The organism is Pseudarthrobacter sp. MDT1-22 (assembly GCF_054511035.1).
Genome location: NZ_JBTNDK010000001.1, coordinates 312,577 through 337,212, shown reverse-complemented (window position 1 = coordinate 337,212; position 24,636 = coordinate 312,577). Strand labels below are relative to the sequence as shown.

General features: G+C 66.2%; 17 protein-coding genes. 7 read left to right on the top strand and 10 right to left on the bottom strand.

All coding sequences use genetic code 11. The annotated features are described in order from the left end of the window. Positions 1-87: 87 nt before the first annotated feature. The 3 genes from mshA (at position 88) to ACX80M_RS01670 (ending at position 4,279) form a co-directional block, all read left to right on the top strand. Complete coding sequence (gene mshA / locus ACX80M_RS01680) at positions 88-1,362, top strand: D-inositol-3-phosphate glycosyltransferase (RefSeq protein WP_459308488.1); 1,275 nt, start codon at positions 88-90, stop codon at positions 1,360-1,362. 88 nt (positions 1,363-1,450) lie between these two features. After that, complete coding sequence (locus ACX80M_RS01675) at positions 1,451-3,139, top strand: formate--tetrahydrofolate ligase (RefSeq protein ID WP_459308486.1); 1,689 nt, start codon at positions 1,451-1,453, stop codon at positions 3,137-3,139. Between the two features lie 180 nt (positions 3,140-3,319). Further along, positions 3,320-4,279, top strand: a complete 960-nt coding sequence (locus ACX80M_RS01670) for a DUF559 domain-containing protein (RefSeq protein ID WP_459308484.1) — start codon at positions 3,320-3,322, stop codon at positions 4,277-4,279. 127 nt (positions 4,280-4,406) lie between these two features. On the opposite strand, the gene ACX80M_RS01665 is transcribed toward ACX80M_RS01670, so the two are convergent. The 8 genes from ACX80M_RS01665 to ACX80M_RS01630 form a co-directional block, all read right to left on the bottom strand. Beyond that, on the bottom strand, positions 4,407-5,492 hold the full coding sequence (locus ACX80M_RS01665; RefSeq protein ID WP_252608928.1) for an inositol-3-phosphate synthase: 1,086 nt from the start codon (positions 5,490-5,492) through the stop codon (positions 4,407-4,409). Positions 5,493-5,650: 158 nt separating this feature from the next. After that, a complete protein-coding gene (gene mgrA / locus ACX80M_RS01660; RefSeq protein ID WP_252598360.1) occupies positions 5,651-6,688 on the bottom strand; it encodes an L-glyceraldehyde 3-phosphate reductase in 1,038 nt (345 codons plus the stop codon). 51 nt (positions 6,689-6,739) lie between these two features. After that, positions 6,740-9,388: a hypothetical protein gene (locus tag ACX80M_RS01655; RefSeq protein WP_459308481.1), complete on the bottom strand. Its 2,649-nt coding sequence runs from the start codon at positions 9,386-9,388 to the stop codon at positions 6,740-6,742. 128 nt (positions 9,389-9,516) lie between these two features. Beyond that, a complete protein-coding gene (treZ, locus tag ACX80M_RS01650; protein WP_459308479.1) occupies positions 9,517-11,307 on the bottom strand; it encodes a malto-oligosyltrehalose trehalohydrolase in 1,791 nt (596 codons plus the stop codon). Beyond that, a complete protein-coding gene (gene treY, locus ACX80M_RS01645; protein WP_459308477.1) occupies positions 11,304-13,658 on the bottom strand; it encodes a malto-oligosyltrehalose synthase in 2,355 nt (784 codons plus the stop codon). The genes treZ and treY overlap by 4 nt, the downstream gene beginning before the upstream one ends. Continuing rightward, on the bottom strand, positions 13,655-15,910 hold the full coding sequence (gene glgX, locus ACX80M_RS01640; RefSeq protein ID WP_252576151.1) for a glycogen debranching protein GlgX: 2,256 nt from the start codon (positions 15,908-15,910) through the stop codon (positions 13,655-13,657). Before glgX ends, treY begins: the two co-directional genes overlap by 4 nt. Before the next feature lie 66 nt (positions 15,911-15,976). Continuing rightward, entirely contained in the window at positions 15,977-17,596 is a 1,620-nt protein-coding gene (locus ACX80M_RS01635) for an NAD(P)H-hydrate epimerase (protein ID WP_459308475.1), read from the bottom strand. Between the two features lie 37 nt (positions 17,597-17,633). Next, positions 17,634-17,981, bottom strand: a complete 348-nt coding sequence (locus ACX80M_RS01630) for a holo-ACP synthase (RefSeq protein WP_252567578.1) — start codon at positions 17,979-17,981, stop codon at positions 17,634-17,636. Positions 17,982-18,117: 136 nt separating this feature from the next. Here ACX80M_RS01630 and ACX80M_RS01625 point away from each other — a divergent pair, with 136 nt between their 5' ends. Together ACX80M_RS01625 and ACX80M_RS01620 are read left to right on the top strand one after the other, a co-directional pair. Further along, entirely contained in the window at positions 18,118-18,345 is a 228-nt protein-coding gene (locus ACX80M_RS01625; protein ID WP_200950725.1) for a helix-turn-helix domain-containing protein, read from the top strand. Further along, a complete protein-coding gene (locus ACX80M_RS01620; protein WP_459308472.1) occupies positions 18,338-19,633 on the top strand; it encodes a type II toxin-antitoxin system HipA family toxin in 1,296 nt (431 codons plus the stop codon). Before ACX80M_RS01625 ends, ACX80M_RS01620 begins: the two co-directional genes overlap by 8 nt. Here ACX80M_RS01620 and ACX80M_RS01615 read toward each other — a convergent pair. Both ACX80M_RS01615 and glmS read right to left on the bottom strand, forming a co-directional pair. After that, complete coding sequence (locus ACX80M_RS01615; protein ID WP_459308470.1) at positions 19,626-20,780, bottom strand: hypothetical protein; 1,155 nt, start codon at positions 20,778-20,780, stop codon at positions 19,626-19,628. The two genes, ACX80M_RS01620 and ACX80M_RS01615, sit on opposite strands and share 8 nt — an antisense overlap. 10 nt (positions 20,781-20,790) lie before the next feature. Continuing rightward, a complete protein-coding gene (gene glmS / locus ACX80M_RS01610; RefSeq protein ID WP_459308468.1) occupies positions 20,791-22,683 on the bottom strand; it encodes a glutamine--fructose-6-phosphate transaminase (isomerizing) in 1,893 nt (630 codons plus the stop codon). 88 nt (positions 22,684-22,771) lie between these two features. Here glmS and coaA point away from each other — a divergent pair, with 88 nt between their 5' ends. Together coaA and ACX80M_RS01600 are read left to right on the top strand one after the other, a co-directional pair. Beyond that, positions 22,772-23,737, top strand: a complete 966-nt coding sequence (coaA, locus tag ACX80M_RS01605) for a type I pantothenate kinase (protein WP_459308466.1) — start codon at positions 22,772-22,774, stop codon at positions 23,735-23,737. Between the two features lie 5 nt (positions 23,738-23,742). After that, the gene (locus ACX80M_RS01600; protein WP_459308464.1) at positions 23,743-24,609 is read left to right on the top strand and encodes a M15 family metallopeptidase; all 867 of its coding nucleotides are present in this window, start codon (positions 23,743-23,745) and stop codon (positions 24,607-24,609) included. Positions 24,610-24,636: the final 27 nt, after the last annotated feature.

Here is a 24,636-nt window from a genome sequence, read left to right as displayed (position 1 = left end):
GAGGCCGCCCGGGAGCGGCTGGAGTAGTGTTTTACCGAGTGGGCAACAGCGGGGCCCACGCCGCGCCAGCGGTGGGAAGGAGAAGTCATGACATTGATCCGCAGGGTCGCGTTACTCTCCCTCCACACCTCCCCGATGGAGCAGCCAGGCTCCGGCGACGCCGGCGGCATGAACGTCTACATCCGGGAACTGGCGTCCGCGCTCGCCGAGACCGGCGTAGAGGTGGAGATCTTCACGCGCTCCACGTCAGCCAACCAGGCCGCCGTCGAACATCCGGACCCCGGCGTGTGCGTCCACAACGTGCTGGCCGGGCCGCCGCGGAAGATCCCCAAGGAAGAACTGCCGGGGCTGCTGCACCACATGGTGGCCGAGATCGAGCAGATCCGCCAGCGCCAGCCGCACGGCCGCTACGACGTTATCCATTCGCACTATTGGGTGTCCGGAATCGCCGGCCTGGAGCTCTCGGAGCTCTGGGGTGTGCCGCTGGTCCACACCATGCACACCATGGCCAAAGTAAAAAACCTCCTGCTGGAGTCCGGCGAACAGCCCGAGCCACGGTGGCGCGAAGAGGGCGAGCACCGGATCGTCGACGGCGCCGCCCGCCTGATCGCCAACACCACCGCCGAAGCCGGAGAGCTGGTGTCCCACTACGGTGCCGATTACGACCGGATCGACGTCGCACCGCCGGGCGTGGACCTCAGCACCTTCACTCCCGCCTTCCGGGCGCGGTCCCGGGCCGAACGGGGTGTTTCGCCGGAGACATTCCACCTGGTCTTCGCTGGCCGGATCCAGCGGCTGAAGGGCCCGCAGATACTGCTCAAGGCCGCCGCATTGCTGCGGGCCCGGCGGCCGGAGATCGATCTCCGGCTCACCATCCTTGGTGCCCTCAGCGGCAACAAGGACTTCAACCTCCGGCACCTGATCGCTGAGTCTGGCATGGACGACGTCGTCACGCACCTTCCCCCGGTCAGCGCGTCTGACCTGGCGTCCTGGTTCCGGGCGGCGGATGTTGTGGTGATGCCTTCCTACAGTGAATCGTTCGGGCTGGTGGCCATCGAAGCGCAGGCCTGCGGGACGCCGGTGGTGGGCACCCGGGTGGGCGGGCTGTCCCGCGCCATCTGCCATGGCCGGACCGGGCTGCTGGTGGACGGGCACCATGCCAAGGACTGGGCGGACGCGCTCGAAGCGATGTACGACGATCCGGACACCCGTGCAGATATGGGGCGGGCTGCGGCCATCCGGGCGGAGAACCTGGGGTGGAACCGCACTGCCGCCATCACGCTGGAAACGTACCACGCCGCCGTCGAACAGCAGCTGGCCAGCCGGCTGACCCCAACTTCCCCAACCCTCTCTCACCTTTGAGCCGTTTCCCCCCAACCCTCTCTCACCTTTGAATCGTCGGCTGATAGATTGTCGCGCACAGTGTTCCGCACAGAGCCAAAGGACATCGATGTCTGAAAACAAGGTCCTCACCGATCTTGAGATCGCGCAAAGGGCCGCCATCCTGCCCATCGGGGAGATCGCGGAGCGGGCCGGTATCAATGCCGATGCCGTGGAGCCGTATGGGCGGTACAAGGCGAAAATCGACCCCGCCCGGCTGCGGCTCCCCGCGGGAAAGACCGCCGGGAAAGTGGTCCTCGTCTCGGCCATGTCCCCCACCCCGGCCGGCGAGGGAAAGTCCACCACCACGGTGGGACTGGCCGATTCGCTGGCACGGGCGGGCCACAAGGTCATGATCGCGCTGCGCGAACCGTCCTTGGGCCCCATCCTGGGCATGAAGGGCGGGGCGGCGGGGGGCGGCTATTCCCAGGTTCTGCCCATGGACGAGATCAACCTGCATTTCACCGGTGACTTCCACGCGATCACTTCGGCCAACAACGCGCTCATGGCCCTTGTGGACAACCACATTTTTCAGGGGAATGAGCTGAACATCGATCCGCGGCGCGTGACGTTCAAGCGCGTCCTGGACATGAACGACCGCTCGCTCCGAGAGGTGATCATCGGCCTCGGCGGACCGGCTCAGGGCGTGCCGCGCCAGGACAGTTTCGACATTACAGCGGCCTCCGAGATCATGGCCATCTTCTGCCTGGCCACGGACCTGAACGATCTGCGCGAGCGCATGGGCCGCATCACTGTGGGCTACAGCTACGACCGCCGGCCGGTCACGGTGGCGGATCTGGGTGTCCAGGGCGCACTGACCATGCTGCTCAAGGATGCCCTCAAGCCCAACCTTGTCCAGTCCATCGCCGGCACGCCCGCCGTTGTCCACGGCGGCCCGTTCGCGAACATCGCGCATGGCTGCAACTCCCTCATCGCCACCCGCACAGCGCAGCAGCTGGCCGACATCGTGGTCACGGAGGCCGGCTTCGGCGCGGACCTCGGGGCTGAAAAGTACATGGACATCAAAGCGCGCATCGCGGACGTGGCACCGTCGGCCGTCGTGGTGGTGGCGACGGTCCGGGCGCTCAAGATGCACGGCGGCGTCCCGAAGCACCAGCTTAAGGAGCCGAACGTCGAGGCGGTGGCCGCCGGCGTCGGAAACCTGAAGCGGCACGTGCACAACGTCGAGAAGTTCGGCATCGCGCCAGTGGTGGCCATCAACAAGTTCGCCACAGATACCGCCGAAGAGCTGGAGTGGCTGCTCGCCTGGTGCGCCCGGGAAGGCGTGCAGGCCGCGGTCGCCGACGTCTGGGGCCGGGGCGGGGGTGGCGACGGCGGCGATGAGCTCGCGGCGAAGGTCGCCGCCGCGGTGGCGGCGCCGTCGGACTTCCGGCACTTGTATCCGCTGACCCTGTCTGTGGAGGACAAGATCCGGACGATTGTGCAGGAGATCTACGGGGCCGACGGCGTGGAGTTCTCGGTGCCGGCACTCAAAAGGCTGGCCGACATTGAGAAGCATGGCTGGGGCGGAATGCCCGTGTGCATGGCGAAGACGCAGTATTCGTTCACCGACGACGCCTCGCAACTGGGCGCACCCAAGGGCTTCACCATCCACGTGCGCGACCTAATTCCCAAGACCGGCGCCGGCTTCATCGTGGCCCTGACCGGTGCCGTCATGACCATGCCCGGCCTACCCAAGGAGCCCGCCGCGATGCGTATGGACGTCGACGCGCACGGCAACCCAGTCGGCCTCTTCTGACCTATCCCTCTCCCCCACCCCGGACGCTCTCTCACATATGGCGGGTTTCCAACGAACCCTCTCTCACATATGGCGGGTTTCCAACGAACCCTCTCTCACCTTTGGGGCCTTTCCAGGCAACGCTCTCTCACCTGTGGATAACTTCTGCGGGCACCGGCGACTCTGAGGAACAATGCCGGTATGCACACGCAGACTGCGCTTCCCGCCACATTGGCATCCGGCCCGTTCACGCTCACGGACGCCACAGCCGAAGGCGTACCTCGGAATCGTCTCCTTCGGCCCGACGTCGCGCATGTCAGCCGCGGACTGTACCGTCCCGCAGACTGGGATTTCGAACTTGAGGCTGCCGCCCGCGCGCTCTCGGCAGCCACTCCGGGTGCCTGGATCTCGCACGTAACGGCGGCACGTCTTCGCAGTTCGTGCCTTCCACCGTGGCTCTCCGACTCCACGGAACTGCATCTGAGCAAGCCGCGGTCCCTGCCGAGCGTTCGCCGCAAAGGCGTGATCGGACATACGGTGACCGCGGCTGATGACGAGGTCGAATCGGTTGACGGAATCCGCATCAGCACGCGTCCGCGCACATGGCTGGACATGGCCCGCGTGCTGCCGTTGAAGGACCTCATATGCCTGGGTGACGAGTTGATCCGGTTGCCCCGGCAGGCGTTTGAAAACCGCGATGTACCGTTCACCACCATTGAGGAATTGCGCGCCCTGACGGGTCGGCACAAAAACCTCCAGGGAATTGTCCGCGCCCGCGAAGCCCTGGAACTCATGCGAGTCGGAGCGGATTCCGGCCCGGAGACCCTGCTCCGGCTGGCAATGCTCGACGCCGGGGTCCCTGAGCCCCAGCTTCAGCTCACGCTGCGCGAGGCAGACCCGCTGTCGCCGTCGGCGGATCTGGGATACCGCCATCGGCGCGTGGCCATCCAGTACGACGGCGGGCATCACCTCATGCCCAAACAGCAACTCAGCGATCGGCGACGGGACAAGGCCTTCGAAGCCGCCGGCTGGACGGTCCTCATTTTCGGTAAGGAGGATCTGGCCGATGGATTCGAACGCGCCGTCAGCATTCTCAAAAGGGAACTGCGGTCCGCCTGGGTGGATCCCGCGGTCGTGTCCGGCTTTTCGCATTCGATGTAGTGATAGAGCGTCCGCCAGAAACGCCCCAAAGGTGCGAGAGCGTCGCACGGGGCTTTAAACGCCGGACGCTCCCCCACCAAAAAGTGAGAGAGCGTCCGGCAAAAACCCACCAAAGGTGAGAGAGCGTTTAGCGCTCGAGGTCTCCGCGGATGAAGGCCTCGACCTTGTCACGGGCGAGGTCGTCGTTGAACTGCTCCGGCGGGGACTTCATGAAGTAGCTCGAGGCCGAGAGCAGCGGGCCGCCGATGCCGCGGTCCAGGCCGATCTTGGCGGCGCGGATGGCGTCGATGATCACGCCGGCGGAGTTGGGTGAGTCCCAGACTTCCAGCTTGTATTCGAGCGATACGGGGGCATCACCGAAGTTGCGGCCTTCGAGGCGGACGAAGGCCCATTTGCGGTCGTCGAGCCACTGGACGTAGTCGGACGGGCCGATGTGGACGTTGCGCGGTGCAATCTCGGCTTCAACGTTGGAGGTCACGGCCTGGGTCTTGGAGATCTTCTTGGACTCGAGGCGGTCGCGCTCCAGCATGTTCTTGAAGTCCATGTTGCCGCCGACATTCAGCTGGTACGTGCGGTCCAGCGTGACGCCGCGGTCTTCGAAGAGCTTGGCCATAACGCGGTGCGTGATGGTGGCACCGATCTGGCTCTTGATGTCGTCGCCCACGATCGGCACGCCGGCGGCGGTGAACTTGTCGGCCCATTCCTTGGTGCCGGCGATGAACACGGGGAGGGCGTTGACGAACGCCACGCCGGCGTCGATGGCAGCCTGCGCATAGAAGTGCGCTGCATCCTCGGAACCAACCGGGAGGTAGCAGACCATAACGTCGGCCTTGGATTCGCGGAGCGCGGCGACGATGTCAACGGGCTCTTCGGTTGACTGTTCGATGGTCTCGAGGTAGTACTTGCCGAGGCCGTCCAGGGTGTGGCCGCGCTGGACGGTCACGCCGGTCGGGGGCACGTCGGCGATCTTGATGGTGTTGTTCTCGCTGGCCAGGATGGCGTCGGCGAGGTCCACGCCCACCTTCTTGCCGTCAACATCAAAGGCGGCAACAAACTGGACATCGTTGACGTGGTACTTGCCGAACTCCACGTGCATCAGACCCGGGATCGTGGCCTGGGGATCGGCGTCACGGTAATAATGCACGCCCTGGACGAGCGAGGCGGCGCAGTTACCCACACCAACGATGGCAACACGAATCGGATTTGCAGACACGGAGCTCCTTTGAAGACAACTTCAGCCGCCAGGACGGTTAGTACCGGAAAGTACGACGGCGGCACGCTGGCAGTGCGCCATTCGGCGCCTTTTCATCTTACCCAACCATGCGGGGGCCGGGATTGTTCCCGGCCCCCGCCAGTTGAAGCGTTACGTTGTTACTTCTGCTTCCATAGGTTGATGTCCGACTCGACGGCGAACTCGTCGATGGCATTGACCTCGTCTGCGGTGAAGTCCAGGTTGTTGATGGCGGACAGGGTGTCTTCCAGCTGCCGGACGCTGGAAGCGCCGACGAGTGCGGAGGTCACGGAGGAGCCCTCGCCCTGCTCGCGGAGGATCCAGGCGATCGCCATTTGCGCGAGGGTCTGGCCCCGGCCCTCGGCGATCCGGTTGAGCCCGCGGACGCGGTCCAGGTTCTCGGGAGTGATCATGGCTTCGTCCAGGGACTTGTGCTGCGCTGCCCGGGAATCCGCGGGCACGCCGTTGAGGTAGCGGCCTGTGAGCATTCCCTGGGCCAGCGGCGAGAAGGCGATGCAGCCGGCGCCCACCTGCTCCAGGGCCTCGTACAGGTTGGGGCTGCCGTTCTCGGTCCAGCGGTTCAGCATGGAGTAGCTCGGCTGGTGGATCAGCAACGGCGTACCGAGTTCCTTCAGGATCCGCGCGGCCTCGAGGGTCTGCTCCGGAGTGTAGGACGAGATGCCCGCGTACAGCGCCTTGCCCGAGCGGACGGCCTGGTCCAGCGCGCCCATGGTCTCTTCCATCGGCGTTTCCGGGTCCGGGCGGTGGCTGTAGAAGATGTCCACGTAGTCCAGGCCCATGCGCTCCAGGGACTGGTCCAGGCTGGCCAGCAGGTACTTGCGGGAGCCAAAGTTGCCGTACGGGCCCGGCCACATGTCGTAGCCGGCCTTGCTGGAGATGATGAGTTCGTCGCGGTACGGCTTGAAGTCGTCCTTGAAGTGGCGGCCGAAGTTGGTCTCGGCGGCGCCGTAGGGCGGTCCGTAGTTGTTCGCGAGGTCGAAGTGGGTGACGCCCAGATCGAAGGCGCGGCGCAGGATGGCCCGCTGCACTTCGAAGGGCTTGTCGTCGCCGAAGTTGTGCCACAGTCCCAGGGAAATGGCCGGCAGTTTCAGTCCGCTGCGTCCGACGCGGCGGTAGGGCATGGATTCATAGCGGTCTTCCGCGGCTGAATAAGTCATACATACCATCCTGCCATCTGTGACGCGCGCTACAGACCGCAAGGCCCCGGGTTACGTCTCCGGAGCCGGCAGGGAATTGACGACGGCGGCAATCGCCGCGTCGTATTGGGGCGCCTGCAGGTAGTCGCTGTGGCTTACTACGAGGAACTGGTACGTGAAGGGATCCATCTCCTGCGCGTAGGGGTCTGTCCCGACGTTCTCGGCACCTCCCGGACCTTTATAGAGAACCGGGAAGCCGAGGTAATCGGTCTTGCGGTACAGATTCACCCATCGATTCGGACCGGCCCCGAGGACGTGGCTGAGGTTCACGTCGAACTGAACCGCCGGTTCGCCGGTCACAATGCGCTCATCGTCCGGGCTTCCGGCCGCGGTGAGCTTTGTCCGGCCCGCCGGGGCGGTGGCGAGCACGGCCGGACCCAGGAGTTCCGGGAAGAACCGGCCGAAATAGGACCTCAGCTGCGTGCCGTAGGTCAGCAGCCCGATCCGGTTGAAAGGCAAATCCGGCCGGGTTGACTTTAGATGGAACAGGGCGCTTACGGCGATCACCGCACCAAGGCTGTGCGCCGAGATCGCCACCATGCCGGTTTTGGCAGGGGGCGCGCCGTCCGTGCCATCCAGCCACGCCGCAATCCTGGCGGCAAATTCGGGGACCGCCCGCTCGCCGTAGCTGGGGGGACCGAACGGGTGGGCGGTCTTGGGCATAAAGCACATCAGGTCCCAGAGCAGTGCCAGTGGCCGGGAGTTCGGTTTGGCCGACATCACGGCAAGCGCAACAATGGTGGCGCCAGCCGCAGCGAGACCCAGGACACCCATGCTTTCGATCAGCCCGTAAAGCCCTGCCACCGGACCGGAATTCCACCAGTCCTTGAAGGTGCCCAGAATCAAGGCTGACAGCAGCCCCAGGAAAATGAGGACGGCCAGCAGCGACACCACGGCCTCTGCCCGGTGAGCGAGGGACGCGGTCCGCCGGGCGGCCACTAGTTTTCGGCCGGCCGCTTCCTGCTGCGGCAGGGGCGGATCGGCAGAGTAGGCCAAGAGCAGCTCCGAGACGGCGGCTTCCTGCGTATTCCAGGTCATCGATCGCACGGCCCGCCACGTGCACAATCCCCAGGCGACGGCACCCGCGACGATCACTCCCAGCAGCAGCCCGCTGAAGAGCGAAAAGACCGACGGCGGCATCAGGACGTCACCGGCCATGGACCCGTACCGCCACATCCCGTCAGCCGTGGCAGCCCGCCGCTCGAGGTTGCGCTGGAGTACGGTGGCGGCAGCCCCCACAATTGCGCAGCTCAGAATGGTTGCCGCTCCCAGGGCAAGGGTGGAGAAGACCGCCGAGCCCTTGCCCCGCCAGCCGAGAGTCCGTTTGTCGTAGCCCTCCCTTCGGAGCCGGCTCATGGTGAGGATCAGCACCAGCATCACGAACATGAGCCCGGCCGGAGCGGTGCCCAGGCCCAGCATTCGCGTTGCGCCCGGGACCCCGCCGTCGGGAGCACCTGAGAGAACGGCTGCCAGACCGGCCGCGAGGACGCTGATGATGGCTCCGCCGGAAATCCAGCCCATCAATGATGATCCGTCCCGGGACGGCATGTCCGGATTGTCCGGGGACTTCCGGACCGTCTCAATCCCCGCAAGCACCACCGCGCCGGCCGCGACCAGCCACGCGAAGACCATCGCGATGCCAGTCAGGCCGATTCGCCCGGGCGCCATACGAAGGGCGCACTCCGTGAAGAATGTGCCCAGGCTTCCGCAGGCAACGCCATCGATCCGTGTCCAGAGCCCGTCCCAGGCGATGATGGCGCCAACCGCGGCAAGCGCCGCCCACACGTGCAGCCACCCGTTGTAGCGGATCTCCTTACGCGCTTCCCACAGATTCCGGATCATCAGCGTAGGGAGCGCTGCTATTTCCTCGACACTGCTGCCGGCCACTACCTGGGTATCATTGCCGAGGTTCGGCCGGGGGTGGAACCGGGTCCGCGCCAAGTAGGCGATGGCTGCCAGGACGGCCACCGACACGATGGGCATCAGGGCAAACATGACGACGCGTTGTCCGCGGGTCCGGCCGGCCAGGCCGTCCAGGAAGGCCGGCAGCGCGGAGCAGACGCGGCGTTCCTGGTCCGGGACGTCGGCGGGAAAACACTGGACCGCGATCAGGTCCATCGAGACCACGGCCGCCGTCACCACAAAGTACAGGGTCAGACCCAGCGCGAAGAGCCTGATCCGTCCCGCTCCGTCGTGCCCGCGAGGCTTGTTGTCCGCGTAGTCGATGCGCGGTTCCGCCTGCCTGGTCACTGGATCGGTAACCGCCTGCTGCTTAACGGCGGGCAGCGGCCGGCTCCAGTAGGCGGCGTTGGTCAGCCCGAAGGGCATCAGCAGGAACCAGGCCGTCCGTACCGCGGCGTCGGCGACCTTCCCGGCCATTCCTACTCCAGTGAAGCGAGCCAGCCGCCCCCACGAATACGCCTCCACCACTCGGCGGCTGCCACCGTTTGCCGCGGCACCGGCACCTGCGCTTGCACCGGCATCGGAGTCCACAACGGCGCCTTCGGCCCCGGCGCCCACCCCGACTTTGGCCCGGTAAAAGCCCGCGAGCTTGTCACCCCAGGAGAGCTCCACGTCGTCGGGCTTGAGTGACCGCTTCCCCGATCGGAGGAGCTCGTGGGGCGGGGTGTTGCGGATGCCATGGATCCGCAATTCAAGCATGGGCGGAACCTTCGACGCGCTATTCGCTGGGTCACCCATGACGGCCTCCATCGCCCGCACACCACCGAGCCGCCCATCACGGCTGGTCAGTACGCGAATAGTACGCCCGGGTAACTCCAGTGTCTACGTTAACTCGAGGTTACTTCTGCCCCAGTAGTCAGAACCGCCCCACTGTGTGCCGAAAGCAGGAACGCATCCCCGTCCAGCAAAGTGTCCTGGTCCGTTGAAAACAGCACCGTGCCCCGCACACCGTCCACGCGCACAGGCGACGCCGAGAAATTCAGCAGCACCTCCACGGACCCTCGCCGGAAGCGCAGCCAGCCGGCGTCGTCGTCGAACGTCACGTCCGTTTCCGCGAACCCCAGGCCGGCCAGCTCGGGGTAAGCGCGCCGCAGCGCGGTCAACGAGCGGTAGAGCGAGAGGAGGCGCGCATGGTCACCGTCAGCAGCCTCCGCCCAGTTGAGCTTGGAGCGCCGGAACGTTTCGGGATCCTGCGGATCGGGGACGACGGCGGGATCCCACCCCATGCGCTCGAACTCGCGGATCCTGCCCTCCGCCGTCGCCTTGCCCAGCTCCGGCTCGGGGTGCGACGTGAAAAACTGCCAGGGCGTGGAGGCACCGAATTCCTCACCCATAAACAGCATGGGCGTAAACGGCGAGGTCAGCGTCAGCACTGCGGCCACGGCCAGCGGACCGTACGGCAGGGACTGGGACAGCCTGTCCCCGATGGCCCGGTTGCCGATCTGGTCGTGGTTCTGGCTGCACACCACCAGGGCAGCGGGGTGAACCAGCGAGGTGTTGATGGGCCGGCCGTGATGGCGTCCGCGGAAGCTGGAGTAGCTGCCGTCGTGCAGGAAGCCGTCCTTGAGGACCTTGGCCAGGACGCCGAGCGACGCGAAGTCGCCGTAGTACCCAGCGGTCTCGCCGCTGACGTTGACGTGCACCGCGTGGTGGAAGTCGTCGCTCCACTGCCCGGCGAGGCCGTAGCCGTTGGCGTCGCGGGGGTAGATCAGCCGCGGATTGTTCAGGTCCGATTCCGCGATGAGGGTCTTGGGAAGCCCGGTCTCCGCGGAGATCGCATCGCCCAGCGCGCCGAACTCTTCCAGGAGGTGCACGGCCCGCTCGTCGCGCAGCGCGTGGACGGCATCCAGGCGCAGGCCGTCCACGTGATAGTCGCGAAGCCACAGCGCGGCGTTGTCCAGGATGTATTCACGCACGACGTCGGACCCCGGGCCGTCGAGGTTGACCGCATCGCCCCACGTGTTGGCGTCGCCCTGCTTGAGGTACGGGCCGAATCTGGACAGGTAGTTGCCGCTGGGTCCCAGGTGGTTGTAGACCACATCCTGGATGACGCCCAGCCCGGCGGCGTGGGCGGCGTCCACAAAACGCTGGTAGGCCGCAGGACCGCCGTAGCCTTCGTGGACCGCGAACCACTGGACGCCGTCGTAGCCCCAGTTGTGGGTGCCGTTGAATCCGTTGACCGGGAGCAGCTCCACAAAATCGATGCCGAGGTCCGCGAGGTAGCCGAGTTTGTCCGTGGCTGCATCGAGTGTTCCCGCGGGCGTGAAGGTTCCCACGTGGAGTTCGTAGATGACCGAGCCGCGCAGTTCCTTCCCCTGCCAGCCGGCGTCCTGCCAGGCGTAGGAGGCGGGATCGTACGTGCGGGACAGGGCATGGACGCCGTCCGGGAGGCGGCGGGACCGGGGGTCGGGCAACGGGTTCGTATCGCCGTCGAGCAGGTAGCCGTAATCCACGTCGACGTCCGCCGGCGCGTCCGGCGCGGACCACCAGCCATCCGCGCCGGGGGCTCCCGCCACCTGCTTCATGGGGTAGTGGTGCCCGTTGGCGAGCAGCGAGACGGCCGAGGCGTCCGGGGCCCATACGTCGAACCGGCCGGAACCGTGGTGCGTCAGGCTCATGCGTTGTCTCCGTTCACGGGCGCGAGCAGCGCCACAGGGTATTGCTGGAGGATGCCGGCCACCGGCACCGGGCCGGGGCCGTGCGTCCGTCCCGTGAGTTCGTCCCGCATGGCGGTGGAAAGTTCGACGGCGGTATCCCGCCACCCGCCAGCGCGTTCCAGTCCGACGGGAAGCCGCGTCGCAAGGGTCAACGCACCGGGCGCGCCGCCAGTTCTGCTGCCGTCCGCCCCGCGGTCGAAGGCCACCAGGTGGTCCGCCGCAGCGTGGGAAGCCAGAACGGGCCGGTAGCCCTGGAAGAGGTCCGGCCGGTTCCGGCGGAGCCGGAGCGCCCGGGAGGTCACCAGCAGTTTGGTGGCCTCGTCCCGAAAGTCCGCCGGACTCGTGCCGGCATCCAGTGCGGCCAGGGCGGTTTCGCGGCGTTCGAAGTCAAATGCCCGCCTATTGTCCGGATCCGCCAACGAGCGGTCCCAGAATTCGGTGCCCTGGTAGACGTCCGGCACTCCCGGCATGGTCAGCTGGAGCAGCTTCAGGGACAGCGAGTTGGCGGCGGCAAACCGATCCGTCCTGGCGACGAAGTCCTCGATCACCGTGGCGACCCGGGCGTCGTCGAACACTGCATCCACCGCTGCCTTGACCCGTGATTCGAACTCCTCGTCCGGATCCGTCCAGGTGGTGGAGTTGGCTGCTTCCCGCGCAGCCTTCTCCGCATAGGCCTGCAGCCGCTCCCGCGACGCCGGCCACACACCGATGACCGCCTGCCACAGCAGGTTCTCGAATGGGCCGTCGGGCACCGGGGCTAGCCCGCGAAGGGTGTCCAAAGTCGCTGCCCACTGGTCCGGCAGCTCGGCGATGACGGAGATCCGTGCCCGCGTGTCCTCGCTGCGTTTGGTGTCGTGGGTGGTCAACGTGGTCATGGACAGCGGCAAAGACTCCTGGCGCTCGGCCATCCGCCGGTGGAATTCGTCCGGGGCGAGCGAGAAGTGGGACGGGTCCGCTCCCACTTCGGTCAGTGTCCCCAGCCGGGTGTAGCGGTAGAACGCCGTATCCTCAACGCCCTTGGCCATCACCATGCCGGACGTCTGCTGGAAACGTCGGCCCAGTTCAGTCTCGGGCTTCAGCAGCAGGGGCATCAGCGCGTCCAGCACGTCGGCCAGGTCAGGGCGCTGGCGAGCCGCAGCCGCGCATGCCTCGCGCAGCACTTCCTGACCCGTGGGCAGGTACGTGCGGTACACGGGGAAGGCCGCGATGACCTGCGCCAGGGCATCCGCTGCGACGTTAACGGGCAGGCCACCCGACAGGTCTGCGAAGGCAGGGACAAGCCGCGCCAGCCGCAGGATTTCGGACCGCAGCATGCCGTCCGCCACGGCGCGCTTGGTCCCCAAAATCATGGCCGCATAGTCGGCAGGCTCGCCGGAGCGCAGCCGTGCATCCAACGCGTCCAACGCAGCCTCGCCGGCCGGGTCCACCAGCAGGCGGTCCAGGTCGGCCAGAGCGTCGTAGCCGGTGGTGCCTTCGCAGGCGAATTCCGCCGGCAGCTCCTCGCCCGGCTCCAGGATCTTCTCCACCAGGACGTAGGCTCCGCCGCTGAGGTCCTTGAGCCAGCGAAGATAGCCGGCAGGGTCCGCCAGGCCGTCCGGGTGGTCCACACGCAGCCCGTCAACCAGGCCGTCGTCGAACCAGCGCTTCACCTCTGCATGGGCCTGGCCGAAGACCCCGGGGTCCTCCACCCGGATGCCCGCCAGGGTGTTGACCGCGAAGAACCGGCGGTAGTTCAGCTCGCTGTCCGCCCGGCGCCAGGAAACCAGTTCGTAATGCTGCCGGTCATGCACAGCCCGCGGCGAGTCGCCGTCGGCGTATGAACCTGCGGCCAATGGAAAGCGGTGGCCGTAATAGTGGAGCTCGCCATCTGCAACCTCCAGAAGTCCGAGGTCGTCATCGCTGCCCAGGACGGGGATTCGGATCCGGCCGGCACCAAAGTCCCAGTCGACGTCGAACGCTTCCGCGTAAGGCGAGCCACGCCCTTCCTGCAGCAGCGACCACCACCACGGGTTCTGCGCCGGCGAGGCCACGCCCACATGGTTGGGGACGATGTCCACCAGCACGCCCATCCCATGGGCGCGGGCAGCCTCGGAGAGTGCCCGCAGCCCTTCCGGTCCGCCCCGCTCCGGATCCACCGACGACGGATTCGTCACGTCATAGCCGTGATCCGACCCTTGTTCCGCGGTCAGGATCGGAGACAGGTAGACCCAGTCAACGCCGAGTGATTTCAGGTACGGAACGGTCGCAGCAGCATCAAAGAGCGTGAAGCTGCTGCGGATCTGGAGCCGGTAGGTGGACGCCGGAGCCTTCACTTTGCCTGGTCTTTCGGTTTGCTGACCTTTTTCGTTTTCTTGGGCTCGGGCACGGTGGGCGTACTGAGGGCCTCAGTTTCACTGGTGCTGGTCTGCGTCAGGGCAGCCAGCGATGCAGCTACTGAGTGGTCCGGCTCCGCTTCCTGCATCATGTGCGCTCTGAGGACCACCAGTGACTTGGCATCCACAGGAAGGGTCTGGCCGGCTTTCACCGGAGCAGTGTCCGCGTTATGCCCGGCGGTGTCGATGATGATGTCCCACGCCGGTGCGTACTCGTCGTTTGGAAGGGTGAAGTCCACCATGTCGTCGTGCGCGTTGAAGTACAGCACGAAGTTCACGTCGGTAATCCGGCGGCCTCGGGCGTCCTTGCCCTGGATGCCGTCGCCGTTGAGGAATACACCTACCGAGCGGCCGAAACCGCTGTCCCAGTCCTCCGGCTTCATGGTGTCGCCGTCGAGGTCCAGCCATACGATGTCCGGCAGCCGCTCACCTTCGCCTCTGCGGACAGGGCGGCCGTCGAAGAACCTGCTCCGGCGGAAGGTGGGGTGCTTGGCGCGGAGCGCGTTGACGGCGGCGGTGAATTCGACGAGCGGCTGGTCGATGTTCTCCCAGTTGATCCAGGTCAGTTCCGAATCCTGGCAGTAGCCGTTGTTGTTGCCCTGCTGGGTGCGGCCCAGTTCGTCACCGTGCAGCAGCATGGGCACACCCTGGGACAGCAGCAGCGAGGCGATGAAGTTCCGCTGCTGGCGGGCGCGCAGCCCCAGGACAGCCGGATCGTCGGTGGGGCCTTCGGCGCCGCAGTTCCAGGACCGGTTGTGGGATTCGCCGTCGTTGTTGTCCTCGCCGTTGGCGTCGTTGTGCTTCTCGTTGTAGGACACCAGGTCCGCCAGGGTGAAGCCGTCATGGGCGGTGACAAAGTTGATCGATGCCACGGGCCGGCGGCCCGAGTGCTCGTACAGGTCAGCGGACCCGGTGATGCGGGAGGCGAATTCGCCCAGGGTGGCCGGTTCACCGCGCCAGAAGTCGCGGACGGTGTCGCGGTACTGGCCGTTCCACTCCGTCCACTGCGGCGGGAAGTTGCCCACCTGGTAGCCGCCGGGACCCACATCCCAGGGCTCGGCGATGAGCTTGACCTGGGAAACCACCGGGTCCTGCTGGATGAGTTCGAAGAAGGTGGAGAGTTTGTCCACATCGTAGAACTCGCGGGCCAGGGTGGACGCGAGGTCGAAGCGGAAGCCGTCGACGTGCATTTCGGTGACCCAGTACCGCAAGGAATCCATGAGCAGCTGCAGCGAGTGCGGCTGGCGGACATTGAGCGAGTTGCCCGTGCCCGTGTAGTCCATGTAATGCTTCTCGTCGCCCTCCATGAGCCGGTAATAGGAGGCGTTGTCGATGCCCTTGAAGGAGAGCGTGGGGCCCAGGTGGTTGCCCTCGGCGGTGTGGTTGTAGACCACGTCCAGGATTACCTCGATGCCCGCACGGTGCAGGCTGCGGACCATGGCCTTGAAGTCCTGGACCTGCTGGCCCGTGTCGCCGGTGGAACTATAGGTGTTCTGCGGCGCGAAGAAGCCGATGGTGTTGTAGCCCCAGTAGTTGCTCAGGCCCTTGTCTTTCAAGGTGCCCTCGTTGACGAACTGGTGCACGGGCATCAGTTCGATGGCGGTGACGCCCAGCTTCTGCAGGTGCGAGATAACCGACGGGTGCGCAACGCCGGCATAGGTGCCCCGCTGCTCCTCGGGGATCTCGGGGTGGAGTTGGGTCAGGCCCTTGACGTGGGCCTCATAAATGACCGACTTGTGATACGGAATGCGCAGGTTATGGTCGCCGTCCCAGTCGAAGAACGGGTTGATCACCACGCCCATCATCATGTGCGGCGCGGAGTCCTCATTGTTGATAGAGTCCGGCTCGCCCAGGTTGTAGGAGAAAAGTGCCGGCTCCCAGTCCATCTGCCCGTGCACGGCCTTGGCGTACGGGTCCAGGAGCAGTTTGTTGGGGTTGAAGCGGTTGCCGGAGTCCGGGTCGTAGGGCCCGTGGACGCGGTAGCCGTATTTCTGGCCGGGCTGGACCTGCGGGACGTAGCCGTGCCACACATAGCCGTCCACCTCATCGAGCCTGAACCGGGTTTCCACGCCGTCGTCATCGAAGAGGCACAGCTCCACCTTTTCGGCGCGTTCGCTGAACAAAGCGAAGTTCGTGCCGGTCCCGTCAAAAGTGGCGCCAAGCGGATATGCCGTTCCGGGCCAGATTTCCATGCGTGCTCCTCATCGTTGTTCGACCGCGGGTGTGTGGACACAAAACCGCCCCTGCCGGTACAAAACCTATGCCCACGGTAGCGGGTGGGTGTGACTATTACGTTTCCGGCCCGCCGGTTTACTAAGCAGGCTGACTTTATACCAAACGTCAGGTATTGCGTCCGCAATCCGGCCGGCCGTCAGCGGCCCGCTGCCGGAGGCGGCCGCTCCCGCGCGGCCGTGGAGGCTGGCCCCGAGGGCGGCAATCGCCGCCCAGCGCTCGTCCGGATCGATGCCCGCATCACGGAAGCGCCCGACGTCGGACCCCAGTTGGGCGAGCAGCGCACCGATGATCCCGGCCAGGACGTCGCCGCTTCCGGCGGTGGCGAGCCACGCCGTGCCGTCCGCCTGGCTGTAGAAATCCTGGAAAGGCGACGCGACCAGGGTGGTGGCACCCTTCAGCAGGACGGTGGCCTCGGTCAGCACGGCGGCGTGCCGGGCAGCACCAAGGGTGGAAGCCTCGACGGCGGTGCGGTCGGGGGCGGGATCAAAGTCCGGGCTGTCGGGGGACGAGGCGAGCCGCTGGAGGAGGGCCGCCAGCTCGCCGGCGTGCGGCGTGAGAATCACCTGCGGCGCCAGGACCGCAGGCAGGGCGGGTAGCGCCCCGGCGTCGGCGATCACGGGCAGGCCGGATTCCACGGCGTCACGGGCGCGCCGGAGCTGTTCGGTGTCGCCAGGACCCATGCCCGAACCCACCAGCCACGCCTGGACGTGCGTCTCCGCCACGGAGCCGGTGCTGCAGACAACTTCGGGGCAGGACTGCCGCACCAGGTCGGCCACCTCAGGCGGGCCCAGGTAGCGGACCATCCCGGCGCCGGCAGCCAGCGCACCCCGGCAGGCGAGCACGGCGGCGCCTGGATAATCGGCGGATCCGGCCACGACGCCCAGGACGCCGCGGGAATATTTGTGCGAGCGCCTCCCGGGCTGCGGCAGGAGCCGGGCCAGGTCCACCGGCTCAAACCTGCGCAGCGCCGGCCAGGGCAGCTCCTCTTCGATGCCGATAGGCACCACGTGGATGCGGCCGGCGTGATCGGCGCCCGGGTCCGCCAGCAGCCCCACCTTGGCTGCGCCGAAAGTTACGGTCGCATCCGCGGACAGCACCGGCGCATGGGCTTCCCCGGTGTCGGCATCAACGCCGCTGGGGACATCGCACGCCACCACAATGCCTGGCTCTCCTACCGCCAGGCGCAAATCCGAAAGGCCGTTCACGAGATCGGCTTCCGCGCCCCTAAGGCCGCCACGGGCGCCCGTCCCCAGGATTGCGTCAATTACGACGTCGGCACCCGCCACGTGTGCGGCCAGCTGGCTGGCGTTGGAGTCGGCGAGGAGGTGTACGCGCCCGCCGGCGCGCTCAAAGGCAGCCAGCGCCCCGGCGTGGGCCGTTCCGGCGGTGAGTACCGCCGTCGTACGCATTCCCCTGGCGGCCAGGAACGAGGCGGCGAAGAGGCCATCTCCCCCGTTGTTACCCTTGCCTGCGAGGACGGCCACGCTGGCGCCGTAAAGCCGCCGGCTGCGTGCTTGAAGCTCGTGGACCACTGCGTTGGCGAGCCCGTAGGAGGCACGCTGCATCAGAACATCGCCCATCCCGGCAGCCAGGAACGGCTGTTCTGCCGCCCTGATCTGGGTTCCGGTATAGGCGCTGATCATGGTGTCTGGTCCGTCGTTGGGCGGAGCAGTAAGTGACTCAGCCTTCGGCCAGGACCGTGGCGGTGGCGATGCCGCCGTCGTGACTCATGGAGACGTGCCAGCGTTTGACGCCCTTGGACTCGGCCACCGCAAGGACGGTGCCTTTGACCTGGATGATGGGTCCGTGCTGGTCCAGGCCGATCCAGCAGTCCTGCCAGTTCATGCCGGCCGGCGCGCCGAGGACCTTGGCCACGGCTTCCTTGGCGGCGAACCTCGCGGCGAGCGAGCGGGTGTTCAGCTCGCGTTCCGCGGGCACGAACAGCCGGTCCCGGAGCCCCGGGGTCCGCTCAAGCTGGCGGCCGAACCGCTCGATGTCTACAACGTCTACGCCAATGCCAACGATCATGGCGCTATTCTACGGGGACGCTCACCGCCTGCCGCGCACACAGGGCCCCGCCATTACGTTTTCGTAATCACGCTGGTATGATTACGAAAAGGTAATCACCACGAACCTATTACGAGTAACTCATCAAGGAGGCCGCGTGCACGGCGTCATGAAGTCAGTGGCCGACCTGGGCCTGATGGTCTACGGCGTCCGCCAGCGCAGCGGGCTCTCCCAGCGCGAGCTGGCCAGCCGGCTCGGAGTCAGCCAGCGGTACCTCTCCGAACTGGAGACGGGCAAGCCCAAGGTGCTCAACGACCAGTTCTTCGCCGTCATGGAAAAACTCGGAATCGAACTGACGTTCCGGGAGGGCGCCGACCGTGGCTGAAGTGCAGGATGTCCACCTCTACGGCACCGTCGTCTGGCGCATGGTCCGCCACGGCGCGACCACAGTGACGTTCGAATCCTCCGACGCCGGGATGGCCCGGTTCGGGATCGGCTCGCGGATCCTGTCCGCCAACCTGCCACTTGGGCCCCGCCCCTCGACCCCGGAGGCGGCCACTGCGTTCTTCGGTGGACTGCTGCCGGAAGGATCTGGCAGGTCGAACCTTGCCAAACAGGCGCAGGCCAGCCGCGATGATGTCTTCGCGCTGGTGTCGTATGCCGGCCGCGACGTCGCCGGTGCGATCCGCGTCGGTGGGGACCCCGGGGAACCGGCCGAATCCTATGAGGCACTGACCGATGAGCAGGTCGCCGAGAGGTTAACCCTTATCAACGACTATGCGCTTGGTGCCGTGGGCGGCGGCGGCTCTCTGGCCGGATACCAGCCCAAAACCACGCTTGCCCTGCTGGACGGGGTGTGGCACGCGGGGGTCGACGGCGCCGCCTCCACCCACATCCTCAAGCCGGTGGCGGGCGGAAACGAAGGCGCCCTGCACGCCGAGGCGTTCTGCCTGGAGCTTGCGCGGCGGATCGGGCTGACCACGTTCGCCAGCGACGTGCGCACCTTTGCAGGCCGGACCGTCCTCGTCCTGGAACGCTACGACCGCCGCGTCTCTGGCCGGAGCGTGGAGCGTATCCACCAAGAGGACGGCGCCCAAGCCCTTGGCCTGGCTTGGGACACGGACAGCAAGTTCGAAGGTGTCAATGCCGCCGCAAACCTGAAGAACCTCGCCGGACTTCTGCGACGACGCCGGGACATCCTCGGCGCCGGGCCCGACGACCGCGAGACGCTGCTCGCGCACACGGCCTTCAACACCGCCATCGGCAACACCGACGCCCACGCCAAGAACTTTTCCACCCTCCGAAGCCCCGACGGTGCCGTCAGGCTGGCGCCGCTCTACGACGTGTCAACGCACACCCTGGCGCCCAACGGCCAGCTGAACATGTCCCTCCGGATCAACTCCCGCGCCTATCAGCCGTCGTTAACAATGGAGGACCTGGTTGCAGAAGGCGTCTCCTGGGGACTCGATGAACGGCATGCATGGCGCGCAGTCACCGGAACGCTCGAAGAGCTGGCGCACGCCCTCGAACAGGCCGACGGATCGGCCGTCGGGGAAAAAGTGGCACGGTACATCGGCCACGGGACGAGGAATCTTCTGGACGGCAAAGCCGCCGGGATCGGCGGCGTACACCCGTCTTTGGTCACACTCGGTCCAGGTCCTGGCTCTAGCTGAGCCGGCGGTATTCATCGATCAGCGATGAAGGCACCGGCGAGACGCCGGGAACGTCCTTACCGGGACTAGAATTCGGCCTGTAACGGCGGAGCAGAGCTGCGCCATCAAGTTCCCATCGGAATCCGGGGTTGGACAAGGCAGCCTCGTACGCGGCGTCGACCGTGTCCGGGTATTTCGCTGCAAGATCCTCCAGGACGTAACCGGGAACCGTCTTGTCCTCCACATAACCACGCAGGAGTTCCGCAGCCGGGTCCTCCGCATCAGCCGGCGGCGTACGGTGGGCTGCCTCGACCTGCCCGTAGCAGACGAGGAAGGACACACCCATCAGCGGATGATGGTAGAGCGCTACGTCGTCGGACTCTGCCAAATCCGGCGGGAAGGAATCATCCGGTGCGATCTGTTCGGCCGCGGTCACCAGTGCGGAAGCCTCGGGATTTGCAGCGACCGACGCCTCGCTGCAGGCATTCAGGAAACCGCGGTAAGCCGCGATGATGTCGGCCCCGGTACCGCTCACCATATGCGCGTCAAAGAGGTTCAGGAACGTGGTGTGGTGCTCTCCGACGATCCTGCGTCCCTGCTCGACCTTCGCCGGATTATTGAATACCAAGGTGGGAAAGCGTTTGAGCAGGGACGCCGCCAGGGTCTGGACTCCGGGGAGGTCTCGCGGACCGAACAGGCGTATGGTCCCGCTGATGGTCCAGATATCCCCGATGGGCACCAGGCGCGTCATGACGTAGCCGCCTCGCTGGACGACGCTGATCGCTTCCGCCCCGACTGTGGAGTAGGCCGGGTAATCCATTTCATCGATGAGGTTATGCAGGCTAAGCCGGGCACCCTTGCGGGCATCGACGCGGAAGACGCCGAGTACATTGCGCTCCCGCCACCCCTCGTAGACGAGTCGCTCCTCCCGCGCAATGGTCTTATTGGTGCGCAGATAGCGGTCGAGCAGCGGCTCGCGTCCGTCCTGGTCTGGATCATAGAGCAGCGACTCGACGGCCTCCGCCCATTGATCATGCGCCGCACTCCCTAGCCCGGAGAAGTCTGACAACGCCTGCGAAAGACGCCGGGCGAACCCCGGTGAGCAAGCGTAGTCGACCAGCGCTTCCTTGAGGTTCCCCGCCCGGTCCAATAGTTCGTCGATGCCCATCGGTCTGCGGTTACTCTACGGTGACGCTCTTGGCGAGGTTGCGGGGCTGGTCCACGTCGTAGCCCTTGGCCGAGGCGAGGGCCAGGGCGAAGATCTGCAGCGGGACCGTGCTGAGCAGCGGGGCCAGCAGGGTGGGGGTTTCCGGGATGTAGAAGACGTGCTCGGCATAGGCCTTGACGGCCTCGTCGCCCTCTTCGGCGATCACAATGGTCTTGGCGCCGCGGGCCCTGACTTCCTGGATGTTCGAGACGACCTTGGCGTGCAGCGAGTCGCGGCCGCGCGGGGACGGGACCACCACAAACACGGGCTGGCCCTCCTCGATCAGCGCGATCGGGCCGTGCTTGAGCTCACCTGCGGCGAAGCCCTCGGCGTGGATGTAGGCGAGCTCCTTGAGCTTCAGCGCACCTTCCATGGCCACAGGGAAGCCGACGTGGCGGCCCAGGAACAGCACCGACTTCGCGTCCGCCATGGAAACGCCGAGTTCCTTGATCTGCGCCTCGTTGTCCAGGATCCGCTGGATCTTGGCCGGGATCTTGTTCAGGTCCGCCAGGATGTCCTTGATCTCGCCCTGGAACTTGTTCCCGCGCAGCTGCGCCAGGTACAGGCCCAGCAGGTACGCGGCGGTGATCTGCGCCAGGAACGCCTTGGTGGAGGCCACCGCGATTTCCGGGCCGGCGTGCGTGTACAGCACGGCATCGGATTCACGCGGGATGGTGGAGCCGTTGGTGTTGCAGATCGAGACCGTCTTGGCGCCCTGTTCCTTGGCGTAACGGACAGCCATCAGGGTGTCCATGGTCTCCCCGGACTGGGAGATCGAGACGATCAGGGTGTTCTCGTCGACGATCGGGTCCCGGTACCGGAACTCGTGGGAGAGCTCCACCTCGGTGGCGATCCGGCACCAGTGCTCGATGGCGTACTTGGCCACCTGCCCGGCGTACGCGGACGTGCCGCAGGCCAGCACAATGATCTTGTCGACGTTCTTCAGCAACTGCGGGTCAATGCGGAGCTCATCCAGGGTCAGTCTGCCGTTGACGTCCGAGCGGCCCAGCAGGGTCTGCAGCACGGCGTCGGGCTGGTCATGGATTTCCTTCTCCATGAAGGACGGGAAACCGCCCTTTTCCGCCGATTCCGGATCCCAGTCCACGTGGTATTCCTTGCCCTCGGCCGGAGCGCCATAGAAATCGGTGATCTCCACCGTGTCAGCGGTGATGGTGACAATCTGGTCCTGGCCAAGCTCCACCGCGCGGCGGGTGTAATCGATGAACCCGGACACGTCCGAGCCCAGGAAATTTTCGCCCTCGCCCAGGCCCACCACCAGGGGTGAGTTACGGCGTGCAGCAACCACAACATCCGGCTGGTCCGCGTGCACGGCCAGCAGCGTGAAAGCACCCTCAAGGCGCTGGCAGGCGAGCTGCATCGCCTTCGTCAGACCGCCGTCGGACGCAGCACCACCCAGCTTGTTGCGGAAGATATCGCCCAGCAGCACGGCGGCGACCTCGGTGTCCGTCTCGGACTCGAACGCGTAGCCCTTGGCCACCAGCTCACGTTTGAGCTCGGCGAAGTTCTCGATGATGCCGTTGTGGATCAGGGCCAGCTTGCCGCCGTCGGACAGGTGCGGGTGCGCATTCTGGTCCGTGGGACCGCCATGCGTGGCCCAGCGGGTGTGGCCGATCCCGGTGAACGTCTCCGGCAACGGACGCTCCTCCAGCTCGGCGAGGAGGTTGCTCAGCTTGCCGGACTTCTTCCGGGACTCGATGGCACCTTGCGAGACCACCGCAACCCCCGCAGAGTCGTAACCCCGGTACTCCAGACGGCGCAAACCCTCAAGGACTACATCCAACGCACTGTGACCGGCATTCACACGGCCAGCAGAATGGCCCACATATCCAACGATTCCACACATGGGCTCCAGCTTATCGGCAGCCGGGTTGAGATCTACACTTAGGGTGCTCCATTTCGCTCTCAGCCGCGCGAGGGGCAGAATCTCTAAGGTGACTTTGCAACGCAATGAAGCGAACGGTGAGGGTGTCTCCCCGTTCGTTGAGCTGGACCGCCAGACCTGGTCCCGGCTCGCCGCCCAGATGGAGCAGCCCCTTAACGAAGAGGACATTGTCCGTCTGCGTGGCCTCGGCGATCCCCTGGACATGAAGGAGATCCGCGAGGTCTACCTGCCCCTGTCCCGGCTCCTGCACCTTTATGTGGAGGCCGCGGGCCAGCTTCACGCGGCCACCACCACCTTCCTGGGTGAGCAGACCCAGCGCACTCCGTTTGTCATCGGTGTGGCCGGCTCGGTGGCCGTGGGCAAATCCACCATCGCCCGCGTGCTCCGGGAGATGCTGCGGCGCTGGCCCGGCACCCCCAACGTTGAGCTGATCACCACGGACGGCTTCCTCTATCCCCTGGCCGAGCTCAAGCGCCGCCAACTGCTGGAACGCAAAGGCTTCCCCGAGTCCTACGACCGCCGCGCCCTGCTGCGTTTTGTGAGCGAGATCAAGGGCGGCGCCGAGGAAGTCCGGGCGCCCTGGTACTCCCACGTCACGTACGACATCGTTCCGGACAAGGAAGTGGTGGTCCGCCGCCCGGACGTGCTGATCGTGGAGGGCCTGAACGTGCTGGCCCCCGCCCGCCCGCGCCATGACGGCAAGCAGGGCCTGGCGCTGAGCGACTTCTTCGACTTCTCCATCTATGTGGACGCCAAGACCTCCTACATCGAGGAGTGGTACGTGGAGCGGTTCCGCAAGCTCCAGAGTACCGCGTTCGCGCAGCCGGAATCTTACTTCCACCGCTACGCAACGCTCTCCCCCACCGAGGCCGAGAGCACGGCCCGGGACATCTGGAAGCGCATCAACGAGCCCAACCTGGAGGAAAACGTCCTCCCCACGCGTGGCCGCGCCCAGCTGGTTCTGACCAAGGACGCGGACCACTCCATCCGCCGCATGCTTTTGCGGAAGGTTTAACACACGTGTGCCACGTCTGCGTGGCAGGCGGCCCCTCGGGGGCCAGCCGCCGCTCCTTCGCCCGCTTCCTCGCCGCCGGAGCCGGGCTGACGGTCCTGGCAGCGTGCACGCCGGAGGCACCCGCCGCCGTGGCGCCGTCGTCCTCCCCCGCACCTGCGGCGACCTCCGCGTCCCCTACCGCCGTAGCGGTCCCTTCAGTGGAAAGCACGACGGCGGCAGCTGAGCCGCCGCCGCCGGCTCCCGTACCGCCGTCGGCAGCGCTGCCCCGTCAGTTCTCGCTGACGGATCCGGCCAGCCCGTGGCTGGTGGTCAACAAACACCGTCCGCTGGCGCCGGCGGACTACGTTCCGGCAGATCTGGTCCAGCCCAACGTCACACTGGCCGTTTCGGGCGAGGCGGCCCTGCTGAACAGCACGACGGCGGCGGCCGCGGAAGCGATGTTCGCCACGGCCGCGCAGGACGGCGTGAGCATGACGCTCGCCAGCGGTTACCGCTCCTACGGCACACAGGTTGCCACGTACAACGGCTATGTGGCAGCGCGCGGACAGTCCGATGCCGACACCGCAAGCGCCCGGCCCGGCTACTCGGAACACCAGACCGGCTGGTCGTTCGACATCGGCGACGGCGGCGGGGCGTGCGGCTTCCAGCCGTGCTTCGCCGACCAGCCGGCAGCTGTGTGGGCCAAGGCGAACGGCCACCGCTTCGGATTTGTGGTGCGGTATCCGTGGATGCTGCACCCGATCACCGGCTACTACTACGAGCCGTGGCACCTGCGGTACACCGGCGTGGAGGCCGCCACCGACATGGCAACGCGGGGCATCGGCACCGTGGAGGAGTACTTCGGGGTGGACGCGGCGCCGGGGTACCCCTGAACACCGTGCTGATGTGTTGCAGGGGCG

What these genes read in the sequence shown, in the direction of transcription:
- glmS (WP_459308468.1), bottom strand. Translation starts at nt 22,683, where the DNA reads ATGTGTGGAATCGTTGGATATGTGGGCCATTCTGCTGGCCGTGTGAAT.
- ACX80M_RS01670 (WP_459308484.1), top strand. Translation starts at nt 3,320, where the DNA reads ATGCACACGCAGACTGCGCTTCCCGCCACATTGGCATCCGGCCCGTTC.
- glgX (WP_252576151.1), bottom strand. Translation starts at nt 15,910, where the DNA reads ATGGAAATCTGGCCCGGAACGGCATATCCGCTTGGCGCCACTTTTGAC.
- ACX80M_RS01655 (WP_459308481.1), bottom strand. Translation starts at nt 9,388, where the DNA reads ATGCTTGAATTGCGGATCCATGGCATCCGCAACACCCCGCCCCACGAG.
- ACX80M_RS01635 (WP_459308475.1), bottom strand. Translation starts at nt 17,596, where the DNA reads ATGATCAGCGCCTATACCGGAACCCAGATCAGGGCGGCAGAACAGCCG.
- mshA (WP_459308488.1), top strand. Translation starts at nt 88, where the DNA reads ATGACATTGATCCGCAGGGTCGCGTTACTCTCCCTCCACACCTCCCCG.
- ACX80M_RS01675 (WP_459308486.1), top strand. Translation starts at nt 1,451, where the DNA reads ATGTCTGAAAACAAGGTCCTCACCGATCTTGAGATCGCGCAAAGGGCC.
- mgrA (WP_252598360.1), bottom strand. Translation starts at nt 6,688, where the DNA reads ATGACTTATTCAGCCGCGGAAGACCGCTATGAATCCATGCCCTACCGC.
- ACX80M_RS01615 (WP_459308470.1), bottom strand. Translation starts at nt 20,780, where the DNA reads ATGGGCATCGACGAACTATTGGACCGGGCGGGGAACCTCAAGGAAGCG.
- ACX80M_RS01630 (WP_252567578.1), bottom strand. Translation starts at nt 17,981, where the DNA reads ATGATCGTTGGCATTGGCGTAGACGTTGTAGACATCGAGCGGTTCGGC.
- treZ (WP_459308479.1), bottom strand. Translation starts at nt 11,307, where the DNA reads ATGAGCCTGACGCACCACGGTTCCGGCCGGTTCGACGTATGGGCCCCG.